Source organism: Lactococcus sp. S-13, assembly GCF_004210295.1.
Taxonomy (GTDB): Bacteria; Bacillota; Bacilli; order Lactobacillales; family Streptococcaceae; genus Lactococcus.
Genome location: NZ_SDAK01000001.1, coordinates 1,610,629 through 1,626,795 on the forward strand (window position 1 = coordinate 1,610,629; position 16,167 = coordinate 1,626,795).

The window sequence follows — 16,167 nt, forward strand, 5'->3', positions numbered from 1 at the left end:
TCTTTATGAGTTTAACACAAGAATTTGATACAATCGCGGCGATTTCAACGCCGCTTGGCGAAGGAGCTATTGCTATCGTTCGCCTGTCTGGAACGGATGCGCTAAAAATTGCGCAAAGCGTTTTTAAAGGAAAAGATTTGGCAAAAGTTGCCAGTCATACCATCAATTATGGCCACATTTTTGAAGCAGAACGCTTGGTTGACGAGGTCATGGTTTCGGTCATGCGCGCACCCAAAACGTTTACACGCGAAGATATTGTCGAGATTAACACCCACGGTGGGATTGCTGTGACGCAAGAAATCTTGCAACTTTTGTTGCGCTCTGGCGCACGTCTGGCCGAACCTGGTGAATTTACTAAACGGGCCTTTTTGAATGGCCGTATTGACTTGGCCCAAGCCGAATCTGTCATGGATTTAATCCGGGCAAAAACAGACAAAGCCGCACACATTGCCGTCAAACAGCTTGATGGCTCCTTGTCCCACATGATTAACAACATCCGTCAAGAAATCCTTGAGAGCTTAGCCCAAGTTGAGGTCAATATTGACTATCCCGAATACGATGACGTGGAAACAATGACTTCACAGATGTTGTTAGAGAAAACAAGCCATTTTGAGCAACTTTTAGAAACTTTGCTCGCCACTGCCAAAAGAGGAAAAATTCTCCGTGAAGGCTTGAAAACAGCCATTATCGGACGACCAAACGTCGGAAAATCCAGTCTTTTAAACCAACTTTTACGAGAAGAAAAAGCGATTGTCACAGATATTGCGGGTACTACGCGCGACACCATCACTGAATTTGCCAATATCGGTGGCGTCCCTCTGGAATTGATTGATACAGCCGGTATTCGCGAAACTGATGATTTGGTTGAATCTATCGGTGTGGAGCGTTCCAAAAAAGCACTGGCTGAGGCTGATTTAGTCCTTCTCGTCCTCGATGCCTCTAACGGCTTGACAGCAAAAGATATGGAGCTTTTAGAACTCTCCAAAAATTCCAACCGCATCATCTTGCTCAATAAAACAGACCTCCCTGAACAACTTGATGTCACTCAACTTTCGAGCGATTTCATTCGGATTTCAGCCCTGAAAAATGAAAATCTGGAAGCCGTTGAGCAAAAAATCAATAGTATCTTCTTTGCCGGCGAGATTGAAGCCAAAGATGCGACCGTCCTCTCCAACGCTCGCCATATCGGCCTCGTTGAACAAGCACTGGAGGCGCTCAAAGAAGCCAACAATGCGTTGGCATTAGGATTGCCTGTCGACTTAGTCCAAGTAGACATCACGCGCTGTTGGCAACTTCTGGGCGAAATCACTGGTGAAGCCGCTCCTGATGAGCTCATTACCCAACTTTTTTCACAATTTTGTCTTGGAAAATAAAAAGCGTTCTAACGAGCGCTTTTTTTCTAAGAGAAATTACTGACGGAAATAAATTTAAACTTACGTCAGCATTTTCTCTGATTGAAAATCAATCAAAACCACCATCCACACTGACCTGAGCAATCAGTGCCTTAAAGTCATCAGCGTGCTTAAAAATTTCGACGGCTTCTTGTCTTGCCACTTCCAAAATATTATAATCATTGACCAAATCTGCCGCAATAAATTCTGGTAAGCCTGATTGACGAACACCAAAGATTTCACCAGAACCCCGCATCTTCAAATCTTCTTCAGCCAAAACAAAACCATTTTGTGTTTCACACATGATTTTCATCCGCTGCTTCCCACTGTCCGATTTAGGATTTGCCACCAAAATGGTATAGGACTTCTTACTTCCACGTCCCACGCGGCCCCGCAACTGATGCAACTGGGACAAGCCAAAGCGATCAGCATCCATAATAACCATGATTGTGGCATTGGGCACATCGACTCCAACTTCAATAACTGTTGTTGAGACCAGAATATCCAGTTTTTTCGCCTTGAAATCCTGCATAATTTGATCTTTTTCGTCATTTTTCATCTTTCCATGCAAAAGACCAATTTGAGCAAATAGACCAAAATAATCCGTCAATTCACTATAAAGTGCTTCCGCATTTTTTAGATCCAACGCTTCCGATTCCTCGATTAAGGGCGACACAAAATAAACCTGTGGTGTTGAATCATCTTGAGCGCCCTGACTCAATTCCTTTTTGATCCATGCCAATACCTCGGAAAACTGTTCATGTTTAACCCAGCGCGTCGTGATGGGCTGACGTCCCTTCGGCAATTCATCAATAATAGAGACATCCATATCGCCAAAAGCTGTAATCGCAAGCGTTCGTGGAATCGGTGTCGCCGTCATCATCAGTACATCTGGATTTTGCCCTTTTTCCCGCAAAATCTTCCGCTGATTGACCCCAAAGCGGTGCTGCTCATCCGTAATCACAAGACCAAGATTATAAAAATCAACCCCATCCTGAATCAAAGCGTGCGTCCCAACCACCATGTGCGTATGGCCACTCGCCAAATCCGCCAAAATATCTCGCCGTTGAGCCGCCTTCAAACCAGAAACCAAAAGTGAAATCTTCAGCTCTGGAAAAAGTTGCCGCAAGTTGGCATAGTGCTGCCTCGCTAAAATTTCAGTAGGAACCATGATTGCTGCCTGAAAATTAGCCAAACAAGCAGCATACATCGCTAAAGAAGCCACCACCGTTTTCCCCGAACCCACATCCCCTTGGAGCAAACGATTCATGTGATAAGACGACTTCATATCCACCAAAATTTCATCCAAAGCCCGTTTTTGCGCTCCGGTCAGTTCAAAAGGCAACTCAAAAATCTTATCTTCCACTTCTCGCTCATCAAACTCCACTTGTAGACCAGCTCGACCAGATTTTTCTTTATGTTTCAATGCCTGAAGCTTAAGTTGAAACATGAAAAGTTCTTCAAATTTCACCCGGCGTAAGGCCTGTTTGTGTGCCGCCATGTCCTCAGGAAAATGCATGGCCCGCACTGCTTCTTGCCGGCCCATCAGTCGATATTTCGTCAGCAAAAACTCTGGCAAATTTTCCGACAACTCTGCCAAAAGTCCCGAATCAAAAACTTGCTGAATCACTTTAACAAGGGTACTTTGCTTCATTCCAGCCGTCAAATGATAAACTGGCTCCAAACGTGCGCTAGAAGTTGCATCGACAGCCGGATCCAATTGTCCAACCACCTTCACCCCTAAAAGTTGCTGTTTAGCCCGTTCCCATTTGCCATAAACAGCAATCTCTTGACCCACTTCTACCTTGTCAGCCAAATAAGGCTGATTGAAAAAGCTGACGGCGACCACAGCTTCATCTTGTTTGATTTTAAAAGAAAGACGATTACGCTTGAATCCATAATACTGTACATTTGCTGGGGTAACCACCTTACCGATGATCGTTGCCTTCTCCCCATCAAGTAATTCAAGTACCGATCGGCCAGCGAAATCTTCATAACGAAATGGAAAATAAAGGAGTAAATCCTGCACTGTAAAAATCCCCAATTTATGGAAATTTTCTACGGATTTTGGCCCCACTCCTTTCAAAAATTGGACGGAATCTGTAAGTTTCATGCTTTCATTATAGCATACCCTACAAGCGAACCTCCACAGATGACGACCTAACGCAGTAAAAACACCACTTTTTTATCCTCTTTAGGCAAGTTTTACGAATTTACACAAAAAAACCGCCAAAGTGATTAAATCACATCCAGCGGTAATCTTTAGGCTTTCTTAACGACAGATCCTTTCAGACCAATCGCACCAAATCCAGTAATTTTTGAATCAATAAAATGTTCATTTTTGCCATCTGGATTGATTCGAATATTTTTGACCTTGGTTCCTTGTTTAATCGGTTTTGGCATCCCCTTAACTGGTAAATCTTGCACAATAACCACATCATCACCCGTTTCAAGCGGATTACCGAGACTATCAAGGACAATAAATTTTCCAGCCGCTTCAAGTTCATCTGCCGTAAATTCATTGCCACATTCCGAACAACCAAATGTTGTATCTGATAATTCATAAGTATATTCACTCGAACAATGAATGCATTTTGGTGTTTCCATTTTTCCTCCATAAAACTAACAAAAAACCGTCAAAAGACGGTTTTTTGATGTTCGCTCGCGAACCTTGCTTCTAAACAGCTCAAGCCGTAAGAATCAATGGCTTATTTAGCGATTTTAGCGAAGTATTCAAGAGTACGAACAAGTTGTGCAGTGTATGACATTTCGTTATCATACCAAGCAACTGTTTTAACGAGTTGTTTGTCGCCAACTGTTGTAACTTCAGTTTGAGTTGGGTCGAAGATTGAACCGTGTGAATCACCGATGATGTCGCGTGAAACGATTTGGTCAGCGTTGTAACCGAATGATTCGTTTTCAGCAGCTTTCATAGCAGCATTTACTTCGTCAACAGTAACTGATTTAGAAAGAATTGAAACCAATTCAGTCAATGAACCTGTTGGTGATGGTACACGTTGTGCATGACCTTGAAGTTTACCGTTCAATTCAGGGATAACAAGACCGATTGCTTTAGCAGCACCAGTTGAGTTAGGAACGATGTTTTCAGCAGCAGCACGAGCGCGACGGAAGTCTCCACCACGGTGTGGGCCATCAAGAAGCATTTGGTCACCAGTGTAGCTGTGGATTGTAGTCATTGTACCAACTTCAACGCCGAATGATTTGTTCAAAGCGTCAGCCATTGGAGCAAGACAGTTTGTAGTACATGAAGCACCAGAAATTACTGTTTCTGTACCATCAAGGATGTCGTGGTTAGTGTTGAAAACAACAGTTTTAACGTCATTTCCACCAGGTGCAGTGATAACAACTTTTTTAGCACCGTTAGCGTGCAAGTGTTGTTCAGCTTTTTCTTTAGTTGCGAAGAAACCAGTTGCTTCAAGAACGATTTCAGCACCAACTTCAGCCCAGTTGATGTTAGCTGGGTTAGCTTCAGCAGTTACTTTAACGAATTTACCGTTAACTTCAAAACCACCATCTTTAACTTCAACTGTACCATCAAATTTACCTTGAGTTGAATCATATTTCAACAAGTGAGCAAGCATTGCTGGATCTGTAAGGTCGTTAATTGCAACAACTTCAACACCTTCAACATTTTGAATACGACGGAAAGCAAGACGACCGATACGACCGAAACCGTTAATACCAACTTTAACTACCATTAGTAGTTTCCTCCTTATAGGGATTAGATTTTATAAAAGGCGAGCCTTTTAAATTGACTAAGTTAACAATTTAACTTACTCTTTTATTTTATCACTTTTTTAAAAATTTGCAAACATAAACTCCCTTAGAAAGCGCTCTACAAAAGCAACGAAGGCATAAAAGTCGTGAAAGCGTTTAATATTATAAGCCCAGAGCATTCCGTCAGCATTTTTTCTTCTATCCTTAAATCCGTCAGTATTTTCTCTAGAGAACCTCCTTTTCGTCAGTAAAATCTCTACAAAAAAAACTCACTGATAAAGAGATCAGTAAGTTTTTTACTTCTTATTGAATAAACGACCCCAAAAACCTTTAGTTTCTGTAGCATCAGTTGCTTTAATTTGTTCTTGCAACTCCACAAAAAATTGGTTTTGATCTGTCAGCGCTTTTTCCATCAGTTCTTGCTGTTTTTTAATCTGCGCATCTTTTTGGGCAATTTGCTCATCTTTAACCGTTAACTGCTGATCCTTAGACAAAAGCTGAGTGTTTAAACGCTCAATCTCAGCGTTTTTGTCCTTCATCAATGCACCAATCATTTCATAAGCAGCTGAGGCAGCATCCTCAGTTTTGACCGCAAGTTCAACGCCCTTTTTGCCAGACTCTTCCAAAACCTCAGCCTTAGCCGTCACTACTTTACCATATAAATGTTCCAACTCATGAATGCCTTGCGAATTCACCACCGTTACATTTTTCTCGTTTTTTTCGACAAATTGAGCATCGAGCGATTTCACACGTTTATTCATCGCCTGACGTGTTACCCCAAAAAGCTCTGCCAACTCACTTACTGTTTTAGTTTCCATACCATCCATAATACCATATTTTCCGCGATTTATACAACTTTTTATCACAAAAATATTTACATATCACTCTAATATTTATGAGAAATATATTATAATTAAATTATAATACCCCCATAGAAAGGACAGAAAATGAATTATAGAACAGAAAATATCAAAAACTTAGAAACTCACTACGAACTCGACTTAGAAAAAGGCTTAAGTCCCGACCAAGTCGAAAACCATCGCACAAAATATGGTAACAACGAATTCTCCACCCAAAAAGGGCCCAACCTCTTCCAAAAAATTCTCCATCACCTTTTGGAAATAATGAATATTATCCTCCTTCTTGTTGCCGTACTCGCCACCTATTTAGCCTTCATTGGCAATGGAAATTACACCAAAACCATCGTTGTTCTTCTCATTGTCATCATCAATGTCATTGTCTCTACCCTGCAAGAAAGCCGAGCAGAAGCTGCTCTTTCTGCGCTCAAGAAACTCTCCTCTCCCACCTCAACAGTCATACGAAACGGCCAGCGTCAAACCATCGCCTCACGTGAACTCGTTTGTGGTGATTTCATAGAACTCACCGCGGGTGTCCAAATTGGTGCAGACATTCGCTTGCTCAGTAGCAATTCTCTGCAGGTTGACGAATCTTCCCTAACTGGAGAATCCGAACCCATTGATAAAAACGCCAATCTCGAAATCACCACTGAAGTCCCTCTTGGAGACCAACTCAATATGGTCTTCTCAGGAACCAATGTTCTGAACGGAACTGCTCGTGGTATCGTCGTTGCCGTCGGCAATCAGTCACAAATGGGACAAATTGCCACCCTCATTGGCGAGCAGATCAAGGGGAAAACACCCCTCCAAAAACGTATTGATAAACTCGCAAAACGTTTAGCAATCATTGCCTTTGGCGCAGGTGTGCTCATTTTCATCATCAATCTTCTCTATGGAAACGTTCCACTTGTTGATAACCTGATGACCGCAGTCGTCCTCGGAGTTGCCGCTGTTCCCGAAACACTTCCCGTTATCGTCACGTTAAGTTTGATTTACGGTGTCGAAAACATGGCGCAAAAACAAGCCATTATCCGAAATATACCCGCCGTTGAGACTCTTGGTAATGCCACAGTCATCGCCTCTGATAAGACTGGTACACTAACTCAAAACCAGATGACCATTCAAAAGCTCTGGCTTTCAGGTAAGGACATCTGGTCAGGCGGACACCTGTCAGACCACGAAGTTACCCTTATGCAAAACTTCGCCTATGCCTCAAACGCCACAGCTCAATTAAAAAATGGAGAATGGGAAGTTCACGGCGATCCCACCGAAGCAGCCATTATCCGCTTCTTGATCACCCATAATCTCTATCACCCCGAAAAAGCGCCCAAGCGCCTAGCTGAGTTTCCCTTTGATAGCTCGCGCAAAAAGATGTCCGTAGTCATTGCCCATCCTCAGTACAAAGGACGCTACATGGTGTTAACCAAAGGAGCCTTTGACCGCCTAGCTCCAACTAGCCAACATCTCACCCATCATCCGCACATTCTCAACATTGATGGTACAACTGCCCTTCAACCCGATCCCGAAGAAGCCCTCCTTGCCGAAGCCCAGCAAGTCCATGATGAGTTTGCTGATAACGCCCTTCGAGTACTTTCTCTGTCTTATAAGGTTATTGATGAAATTCCCTCAAAACTCTCTGATTTAGAAGAAAACCTGAACTTTCTAGGTATGATTGGAATGATTGACCCCCCACGAGCAGAATCCAAAGCAGCCGTCCAAGAAGCCCGTACCGCAGGGATCAAACCCATCATGATTACTGGTGACCATGCTCTAACTGCCAAAGCCATTGCCAAAGAAATAGACATCTTCCGGGAAGGCGATCTTGTCGTGGACGGTTTGACCCTGTCCAACATGACCGATGCCGAACTCAGCGCAGATATAGAAAAAATATCTGTCTACGCTCGAGTCAGTCCTGAAGACAAACTACGTATTGTAAAAAGTTGGCAAGCCAAAGGACAAATTGTAGCCATGACTGGTGACGGTGTTAATGATGCACCCAGCTTACGGGCCGCCGATGTCGGTACTGCAATGGGAATCGCTGGTACAGAGGTTGCAAAATCAGCCTCAGATATTGTCTTAGCCGATGATAACTTCGCCACAATTGTTGCTGCTATTCGCGAAGGACGGCGTGTCTACACCAATATCAAGAAAACAATTTACTACCTCCTCTCAGCTAATGTCGCTGAAATTCTTACAATGCTGATTGGGGCAATCATTGGTTGGGGATTACCCTTCACAGGGATTCAGTTACTCTATATCAATGTCTTGGCCGATGGTATCCCCGGTTTTGGACTATCCCGCGAAAAAGCGGACAGTCACCTCATGAACCAAGATCCCGTTGGAGTCAAAGAAAGTCTCTTCTCACGCGGAGTCAATTGGCGTATCGCCATCTGTTCAACAGCTTTCATCATAACTGCCCTTGTAGGATTCTATCTTGGCCGCTTTGTTGAAATTGCTGGCCTCACTCCAAGTCACCAACTAGGTCAAACTATGGCCTTCATTACCTTGACCCTTGCCTCTACAATAAACGTATATAATGCCCGAAGCAACCAATCTATCTTACGTGTTGGATTAACGAGTAACAAGATGATTTTTGGTACAACCCTTCTTTCACTTGGCCTCACCATTCTTTTCATGAATATTCCAATCTTGATGAATGTTTTGGAAGTAAGCCCCCTCTCTATTACCCATTGGCTCATTGCAATTGGTTTAGCATTGGCGACTACATTAACTATTGAAACAACTAAGTTTATCCTTAATAAACAAGGCAAAAAATTTATCGGATAAAACAAAAAAAACAATCAAAAATAATTTTTGATTGTTTTTTTAATATCGTCATTTCATTACAAATCAAACCTATGAATCACACAAAATTTCCCCCAAAAATAATGATAGATAGACAAGCAGATCCATAACTATCAAGTAACAAAAAAAGCTAACTATAGGCAGTTAGCTTTATTTACTATGCCGAAGGCCGGGGTCGAACCGGCACTCCCGTGAAGGAACCAGATTTTGAGTCTGGCGCGTCTGCCTATTCCGCCACTTCGGCGAACATAGCAACTGGGGTAGCTGGATTCGAACCAACGCATGAGGGAGTCAAAGTCCCTTGCCTTACCGCTTGGCTATACCCCATTAAATAGGCGGATGACGAGGATCGAACTCGCGAGTGCCGGCGCCACAAGCCGGTGTGTTAACCACTTCACCACATCCGCCATAATTTAAAACACGGGCAGCAGGAATTGAACCCACACTAAAGGTTTTGGAGACCTTTGTACTACCTTTATACGATGCCCGTACAACTTATGGAAGGGGAGGGATTCGAACCCCCGAACCCGAAGGAGCGGATTTACAGTCCGCCGCGTTTAGCCTCTTCGCTACCCTTCCAACGCTTTTTTTCACTTAAAGGCTGAAACAACCTATGGGAGTTAACGGGATCGAACCGCTGACCCTCTGCTTGTAAGGCAGATGCTCTCCCAGCTGAGCTAAACTCCCATAAACTTGGCCACGAGCCTATCTCCCAGGGGGCAACCCCCAAGTACTTCCACCGTAGATGGACTTAACTGCTGTGTTCGACATGGGAACAGGTGTATCTCCATCACTATGATGACCAAATCTTTAAATGTTACTTTGAACATTCAAAACTAAATAACACTTCTTCTAACGCTTAACCTTAAGCTTTTTATATTTGACTCTTTTGGTAAAGTCCTCGAGCGATTAGTACTGGTCCGCTACACCCCTCACAGGGCTTCCACTTCCAGCCTATCTACCAGATCATCTCTCTGGGCTCTTAATTCTTACGAATGGGTAATCTCATCTTGAGGTGGGCTTCGCACTTAGATGCTTTCAGCGCTTATCCCTTCCCTACATAGCTATCCAGCCGTGCCTCTGGCGAGACAACTGGTACACCAGCGGTAAGTCCATCCCGGTCCTCTCGTACTAAGGACAGATCCTCTCAAATTACCTACGCCCGCGACGGATAGGGACCGAACTGTCTCACGACGTTCTGAACCCAGCTCGCGTGCCGCTTTAATGGGCGAACAGCCCAACCCTTGGGACCGACTACAGCCCCAGGATGCGACGAGCCGACATCGAGGTGCCAAACCTCCCCGTCGATGTGAACTCTTGGGGGAGATAAGCCTGTTATCCCCAGGGTAGCTTTTATCCGTTGAGCGATGGCCCTTCCATGCGGTACCACCGGATCACTAAGTCCTAGTTTCCTACCTGCTCGAGTTGTAGCTCTCGCAGTCAAGCTGGCTTTTACCTTTACACTCTACGATTGATTTCCAACCAATCTGAGCCAACCTTTGAGCGCCTCCGTTACTCTTTAGGAGGCGACCGCCCCAGTCAAACTGTCCGTCAGACACTGTCTCCCTGGCCGATTATGCCAGCGGGTTAGAGTAACCATAAGTCAAGGGTAGTATCCCAACAGCGCCTCAATCAAAACTAGCGTCCTGATTTCAATGGCTCCTACCTATCCTGTACATGACTTACAGGTACTCAATATCAAACTACAGTAAAGCTCCATGGGGTCTTTCCGTCCTGTCGCGGGTAACCTGCATCTTCACAGGTACTAAAATTTCACCGAGTCTCTCGTTGAGACAGTGCCCAAATCATTACGCCTTTCGTGCGGGTCGGAACTTACCCGACAAGGAATTTCGCTACCTTAGGACCGTTATAGTTACGGCCGCCGTTTACTGGGGCTTCAATTCAGTGCTTCGCTTACGCTAACACCTCCTCTTAACCTTCCAGCACCGGGCAGGCGTCACCCCCTATACATCACCTTGCGGTTTAGCAGAGAGCTGTGTTTTTGATAAACAGTTGCTTGGGCCTATTCACTGCGGCTGGCTGTTACACCAGCACCCCTTCTCCCGAAGTTACGGGGCTATTTTGCCGAGTTCCTTAACGAGAGTTCTCTCGATCACCTGAGGCTACTCGCCTCGACTACCTGTGTCGGTTTGCGGTACGGGTAGATATGACTTTACGCTAGAAGCTTTTCTTGGCAGTGTGACATCACGGAGTTCGCAACCGTAGTTGCTTCCCCATCACAGCTCAATGTTAGAGAAACATGCATTTGACACATCTCACACCTCACTGCTTAGACCAGAATCCATTAACTGGCATCCGTTAGCCTACTGCGTCCCTCCATCACGATCATATCTAGTACTGGAATATCAACCAGTTGTCCATCGACTACGCCTTTCGGCCTCGCCTTAGGTCCCGACTAACCCAGGGCGGACGAGCCTTCCCCTGGAAACCTTAGTCTTACGGTGGATAAGATTCTCACTTATCTTGCGCTACTCATACCGGCATTCTCACTTCTTAACGCTCCAGCACTCCTCACGGTATACCTTCATCGCGGTTAAGAACGCTCTCCTACCATTGATTTAAAATCAATCCAAAGCTTCGGTAATATGTTTAGCCCCGGTACATTTTCGGCGCAGGGTCACTCGACTAGTGAGCTATTACGCACTCTTTGAATGATAGCTGCTTCTGAGCTAACATCCTAGTTGTCTGTGCAACCCCACATCCTTTTCCACTTAACATATATTTTGGGACCTTAGCTGTTGGTCTGGGCTGTTTCCCTTTCGACTACGGATCTTAGCACTCGCAGTCTGACTGCCGAACATGTGTATTAGCATTCGGAGTTTATCTGAGATTGGTAATCCGAGATGGACCCCTCACCCAAACAGTGCTCTACCTCCAATACACTTACATTTCGACGCTAGCCCTAAAGCTATTTCGGAGAGAACCAGCTATCTCCCAGTTCGTTTGGAATTTCTCCGCTATCCACAAGTCATCCAAACACTTTTCAACGTGTCCTGGTTCGGGCCTCCAGTGTGTCTTACCACACCTTCACCCTGCTCATGGATAGGTCACTAGGTTTCGGGTCTACATCATGATACTAAAGCGCCCTATTCAGACTCGCTTTCGCTACGGCTCCGTCTCTTCAACTTAACCTCGCATCATAACATAACTCGCCGGTTCATTCTACAAAAGGCACGCTCTCACCCATTAACGGGCTCGAACTTCTTGTAGGCACACGGTTTCAGGTGCTATTTCACTCCCCTCACGGGGTTCTTTTCACCTTTCCCTCACGGTACTGGTTCACTATCGGTCACTAAGGAGTATTTAGGGTTGGGAGATGGTCCTCCCGGATTCAAACTGGATTTCGCGTGTCCAGCCCTACTCAGGATACTGCTAGGTATAAGCGCTATTTCGTCTACGGGATTATTACCCTCTTTGATTAACCTTCCCAGGTTATTCGACTATAATGCTTAAGTCCACGTTGCAGTCCTACAACCCCAAGAAGCAAGCTTCTTGGTTTGCCCTTCTTCGCGTTCGCTCGCCGCTACTTACGAAATCGTTTTTACTTTCTCTTCCTGCAGGTACTTAGATGTTTCAGTTCTCTGCGTTACCTTCACGTAAGCTATGTATTCACTTACGGATAACTGCTAGTAGCAGCTGGGTTTCCCCATTCGGAGACCGAGGGATCAATGCGTACTTACTGCTCCCCCTCGAATATCGTCGTTAGTCACGTCCTTCTTCGGCTCTTAGTGCCAAGGCATCCACCGTGCGCCCTTATTAACTTTGCCATGATGAATTTAATCATCTTTTTTCAAGTATAAGTTTGTAAATTCTTTAAAATTCACAGCTTTTGGTTTATTTTATCGTTATTAGATATTGTTATTTAGTTTTCAATGTTCAAGTGATTTTAACGTCTTGTCTGACAATGGAGCCTAGCGGGATCGAACCGCTGACCTCCTGCGTGCAAAGCAGGCGCTCTCCCAGCTGAGCTAAGGCCCCACAATCAAGAAATTGATTCTTGTATAGGTTTTCTACTAAACCCCTCAAAACTGAATAAAGTTGAATGCTCACGTCTTTGTATATATTCCTTAGAAAGGAGGTGATCCAGCCGCACCTTCCGATACGGCTACCTTGTTACGACTTCACCCCAGTCATCGGTCTTACCTTAGGTAGCGCCCTCCTTGCGGTTAGGCAACCAACTTCGGGTACTCCCAACTCCCGTGGTGTGACGGGCGGTGTGTACAAGGCCCGGGAACGTATTCACCGCGGCGTGCTGATCCGCGATTACTAGCGATTCCGACTTCATGTAGGCGAGTTGCAGCCTACAATCCGAACTGAGAATGGTTTTAAGAGATTAGCTAAACATCACTGTCTCGCGACTCGTTGTACCATCCATTGTAGCACGTGTGTAGCCCAGGTCATAAGGGGCATGATGATTTGACGTCATCCCCACCTTCCTCCGGTTTATCACCGGCAGTCTCGTTAGAGTGCCCAACTTAATGATGGCAACTAACAATAGGGGTTGCGCTCGTTGCGGGACTTAACCCAACATCTCACGACACGAGCTGACGACAACCATGCACCACCTGTATCCCGTGTCCCGAAGGAACTTCCTATCTCTAGGAATAGCACGAGTATGTCAAGACCTGGTAAGGTTCTTCGCGTTGCTTCGAATTAAACCACATGCTCCACCGCTTGTGCGGGCCCCCGTCAATTCCTTTGAGTTTCAACCTTGCGGTCGTACTCCCCAGGCGGAGTGCTTATTGCGTTAGCTGCGATACAGAGAACTTATAGCTCCCTACATCTAGCACTCATCGTTTACGGCGTGGACTACCAGGGTATCTAATCCTGTTTGCTCCCCACGCTTTCGAGCCTCAGTGTCAGTTACAGGCCAGAGAGCCGCTTTCGCCACCGGTGTTCCTCCATATATCTACGCATTTCACCGCTACACATGGAATTCCACTCTCCTCTCCTGCACTCAAGTCTACCAGTTTCCAATGCATACAATGGTTGAGCCACTGCCTTTTACACCAGACTTAATAAACCACCTGCGCTCGCTTTACGCCCAATAAATCCGGACAACGCTCGGGACCTACGTATTACCGCGGCTGCTGGCACGTAGTTAGCCGTCCCTTTCTGGTGAGATACCGTCACACGAGGAGCTTTCCACTCTCCTCGTCGTTCTTCTCTCACAACAGAGTTTTACGATCCGAAAACCTTCTTCACTCACGCGGCGTTGCTCGGTCAGACTTTCGTCCATTGCCGAAGATTCCCTACTGCTGCCTCCCGTAGGAGTTTGGGCCGTGTCTCAGTCCCAATGTGGCCGATCACCCTCTCAGGTCGGCTATGTATCATCGCCTTGGTGAGCCTTTACCTCACCAACTAGCTAATACAACGCGGGATCATCTTTGAGTGAAACAATTGTTTCTTTCAAGCTTAGAACATGTGTCCCTAGCTGTTATGCGGTATTAGCATTCGTTTCCAAATGTTGTCCCCCGCTCAAAGGCAGATTTCCCACGCGTTACTCACCCGTTCGCTGCTCTTTGGTTTAGTGCAAGCACCAAACCGCATCGCTCAACTTGCATGTATTAGGCACGCCGCCAGCGTTCGTCCTGAGCCAGGATCAAACTCTCAAATAAAGTATTTAAGTCACACTAATGTGACTGGCTTGTCTTTCATTATTGATTGACAGATTTTTTGATGTCTTTCGACATCACATGAGTCATTCTTCTTTATTCAGTTTTCAATGGTCTAGCTCGCTTCAAGACCCTCGTCTCTTGCGACAACTATTATATTCTATCAAACCCCCCTCCCTTTGTCAAGGATTAAATGTGAATTTCTACAATTTTTTTGAGCTTCTTCCTTTTTTTGCTGTCATAGTGCGCCTTATACGCTTTATTAAAAGCGATACACCACCAAAAAATATTCAGGAGCAAACCATTTTACTACTTGTGCAATGTACAATGTGCTTGTACCAATATTAATATTCTAAATTCTAAAAGCAGCACCATCAGGCGCTGCTGTTCCTTATATTAATAAGATAGCAGAAAGAATCAAAACACCCCTTTCTATTCTTTCTTATAATACCTTTTGACCTATTTTCCTACTTCTTCCACAAATCATCTGGAAGTTCTGCTCCACATTTTTGGCAGAATTTATCTTTCTTAGATACCTTTGCTTCACATTCTGGACATTCGCGTGTATTGCGACGTTTCCACAAAATGAAGAACAGCAAGAATAAAGCAAGTAATAAAATTAACAATCCAATAACCAACATCCAAGGGAAGACTTTCTCGTGCTTGATTGTCACATCCTTAGCATTCAAAGCTTTGGCTTTAGCTGCCGTAATCGTAAAGTCTTGTGTAAATTGCCAACGATAATCAAATTTCTGCAAAGCTCCAGTACTATCTTTCATCGAATACTGTCCCTTTTCCGCATCTTTTTGACCATAAACTGTCATAGTCAGACGGTACTTCCCAGCCTCTAATTTCTTGCCTTCACCAATCGCTAACGGATAATTAAAGTTAGAGTTGGGCGCCATTTGCATACTTTCTTTGTTAACTTTATAATCCAAGGATTTGTTCGTCAGACCTTTAATCTCAGCGTTGACATACATCTGATTGAGATAGCCTGCTTTTGGATTTTGTAAGCCTACGTTGATAACGTTACGATAATTAACCAATCCAGGTGCAACTTTCAACAACTTCAAGTCTGGTGCCACTTTTGTTGCCCCTTGTTGCATCAAAAGACCTACCACAAAAGCATATTTATTTTTGATGCTGATGCCTTTGTTTTTAGCAGAGTTAGCAGAGTCACTATCTTTTTCCGCATAAGTCAATCCACCAGCAATCACACCAGAGAATGACTCGTTCGGCATTGTCACTTGCACAGTCACTGCCTGAGTTGACTTGGGCTTTAAGACAATCTCTTTTGGCGCCTTGACATAGTCTACTAAATTATATTTTAACGTTGTATCTGGTTTAATGGCATTTGGCGAATATTCTACAACACCATTGATGTTCGTTGTCGCACTAGCAACAGACTGCTCGACCGTGACCGTTTTATCCGTTGAATTTCCCAAAACCACTGTCAAATCCTGAGTCTGTCCTGGTTTCAAAAGCAAATCAAAATAAGAAGACTTTCCTACCTGATTACTTGGAATTGCGGGATCCACACTAAAATTAAATTCATTGGCAAAAGTCGTTTTTCCAAAGCCAATTAGGCCAAGCGTGACCACTCCCAAAGCAAACCATTTACTAAATTTTTTCATCTTTTTTCCTTTCTCAAGATGTGAGTTCGACTGCTTTTTTCAAAGAGGCAAACCCTATTTGTCATAAGGTTTTCGTCTAAAATCTCAATTTCAGAAAAATTATAAA

General features: G+C 44.5%; 7 protein-coding genes, 7 tRNA genes and 3 rRNA genes. 2 read left to right on the top strand and 15 right to left on the bottom strand.

The genetic code is table 11. The features are described 5' to 3' along the window. Positions 1-5 precede the first annotated feature (5 nt). Positions 6-1,373 (top strand): tRNA uridine-5-carboxymethylaminomethyl(34) synthesis GTPase MnmE, encoded by a 1,368-nt coding sequence (gene mnmE / locus EQJ87_RS08010; RefSeq protein ID WP_130124115.1) that lies wholly within the window; start codon positions 6-8, stop codon positions 1,371-1,373. An 88-nt stretch (positions 1,374-1,461) separates the two neighbouring features. Here the strand turns inward: mnmE and recG are convergent, their stop codons facing one another. From recG to EQJ87_RS08030, 4 genes are all read right to left on the bottom strand, one after another. Then, a complete protein-coding gene (gene recG, locus EQJ87_RS08015; RefSeq protein WP_130124116.1) occupies positions 1,462-3,504 on the bottom strand; it encodes an ATP-dependent DNA helicase RecG in 2,043 nt (680 codons plus the stop codon). Positions 3,505-3,653: 149 nt separating this feature from the next. Then, a complete protein-coding gene (locus EQJ87_RS08020) occupies positions 3,654-3,998 on the bottom strand; it encodes a zinc ribbon domain-containing protein YjdM (protein ID WP_130124117.1) in 345 nt (114 codons plus the stop codon). Positions 3,999-4,099: 101 nt separating this feature from the next. Continuing rightward, positions 4,100-5,110 (bottom strand): type I glyceraldehyde-3-phosphate dehydrogenase, encoded by a 1,011-nt coding sequence (gene gap / locus EQJ87_RS08025; protein ID WP_130124118.1) that lies wholly within the window; start codon positions 5,108-5,110, stop codon positions 4,100-4,102. Positions 5,111-5,425: 315 nt separating this feature from the next. Next, the gene (locus EQJ87_RS08030) at positions 5,426-5,956 is read right to left on the bottom strand and encodes a DUF536 domain-containing protein (protein ID WP_130124119.1); all 531 of its coding nucleotides are present in this window, start codon (positions 5,954-5,956) and stop codon (positions 5,426-5,428) included. A 120-nt stretch (positions 5,957-6,076) separates the two neighbouring features. On the opposite strand from EQJ87_RS08030, the gene EQJ87_RS08035 reads away from it, so the two are divergent. Continuing rightward, positions 6,077-8,773, top strand: a complete 2,697-nt coding sequence (locus EQJ87_RS08035) for a cation-translocating P-type ATPase (protein WP_130124120.1) — start codon at positions 6,077-6,079, stop codon at positions 8,771-8,773. 178 nt (positions 8,774-8,951) lie between these two features. Here EQJ87_RS08035 and EQJ87_RS08040 read toward each other — a convergent pair. The 11 genes from EQJ87_RS08040 to EQJ87_RS08090 all read right to left on the bottom strand — a co-directional run bounded on the left by EQJ87_RS08040 (position 8,952) and on the right by EQJ87_RS08090 (position 16,061). Next, a tRNA-Leu gene (locus EQJ87_RS08040) sits at positions 8,952-9,035 on the bottom strand. Positions 9,036-9,046: 11 nt separating this feature from the next. Further along, positions 9,047-9,118 (bottom strand) — tRNA-Gln (locus EQJ87_RS08045). Positions 9,119-9,125: 7 nt separating this feature from the next. After that, a tRNA-His gene (locus EQJ87_RS08050) sits at positions 9,126-9,198 on the bottom strand. A gap of 12 nt (positions 9,199-9,210) precedes the next feature. Continuing rightward, positions 9,211-9,281, bottom strand: a tRNA-Trp gene (locus tag EQJ87_RS08055). A gap of 8 nt (positions 9,282-9,289) precedes the next feature. Next, positions 9,290-9,370, bottom strand: a tRNA-Tyr gene (locus EQJ87_RS08060). Between the two features lie 35 nt (positions 9,371-9,405). Then, a tRNA-Val gene (locus tag EQJ87_RS08065) sits at positions 9,406-9,478 on the bottom strand. A 4-nt stretch (positions 9,479-9,482) separates the two neighbouring features. After that, positions 9,483-9,598: ribosomal RNA gene (gene rrf / locus EQJ87_RS08070) — 5S ribosomal RNA — on the bottom strand. An 82-nt stretch (positions 9,599-9,680) separates the two neighbouring features. Next, positions 9,681-12,579, bottom strand: a 23S ribosomal RNA gene (locus tag EQJ87_RS08075). A 138-nt stretch (positions 12,580-12,717) separates the two neighbouring features. Next, a tRNA-Ala gene (locus EQJ87_RS08080) sits at positions 12,718-12,790 on the bottom strand. A 93-nt stretch (positions 12,791-12,883) separates the two neighbouring features. Next, positions 12,884-14,430: ribosomal RNA gene (locus tag EQJ87_RS08085) — 16S ribosomal RNA — on the bottom strand. Together the 16S, 23S and 5S rRNA genes with 7 tRNA genes alongside form the textbook arrangement of a ribosomal RNA operon. 464 nt (positions 14,431-14,894) lie before the next feature. Further along, positions 14,895-16,061, bottom strand: a complete 1,167-nt coding sequence (locus tag EQJ87_RS08090; protein ID WP_130124121.1) for a WxL protein host-binding domain-containing protein — start codon at positions 16,059-16,061, stop codon at positions 14,895-14,897. Positions 16,062-16,167 lie beyond the last annotated feature (106 nt).

Bases quoted from the DNA above. Each gene is read 5' to 3' on its own strand.
- mnmE (WP_130124115.1), top strand. From the start codon at position 6: ATGAGTTTAACACAAGAATTTGATACAATCGCGGCGATTTCAACGCCG.
- recG (WP_130124116.1), bottom strand. From the start codon at position 3,504: ATGAAACTTACAGATTCCGTCCAATTTTTGAAAGGAGTGGGGCCAAAA.
- EQJ87_RS08020 (WP_130124117.1), bottom strand. From the start codon at position 3,998: ATGGAAACACCAAAATGCATTCATTGTTCGAGTGAATATACTTATGAA.
- gap (WP_130124118.1), bottom strand. From the start codon at position 5,110: ATGGTAGTTAAAGTTGGTATTAACGGTTTCGGTCGTATCGGTCGTCTT.
- EQJ87_RS08030 (WP_130124119.1), bottom strand. From the start codon at position 5,956: ATGGATGGTATGGAAACTAAAACAGTAAGTGAGTTGGCAGAGCTTTTT.
- EQJ87_RS08035 (WP_130124120.1), top strand. From the start codon at position 6,077: ATGAATTATAGAACAGAAAATATCAAAAACTTAGAAACTCACTACGAA.
- EQJ87_RS08090 (WP_130124121.1), bottom strand. From the start codon at position 16,061: ATGAAAAAATTTAGTAAATGGTTTGCTTTGGGAGTGGTCACGCTTGGC.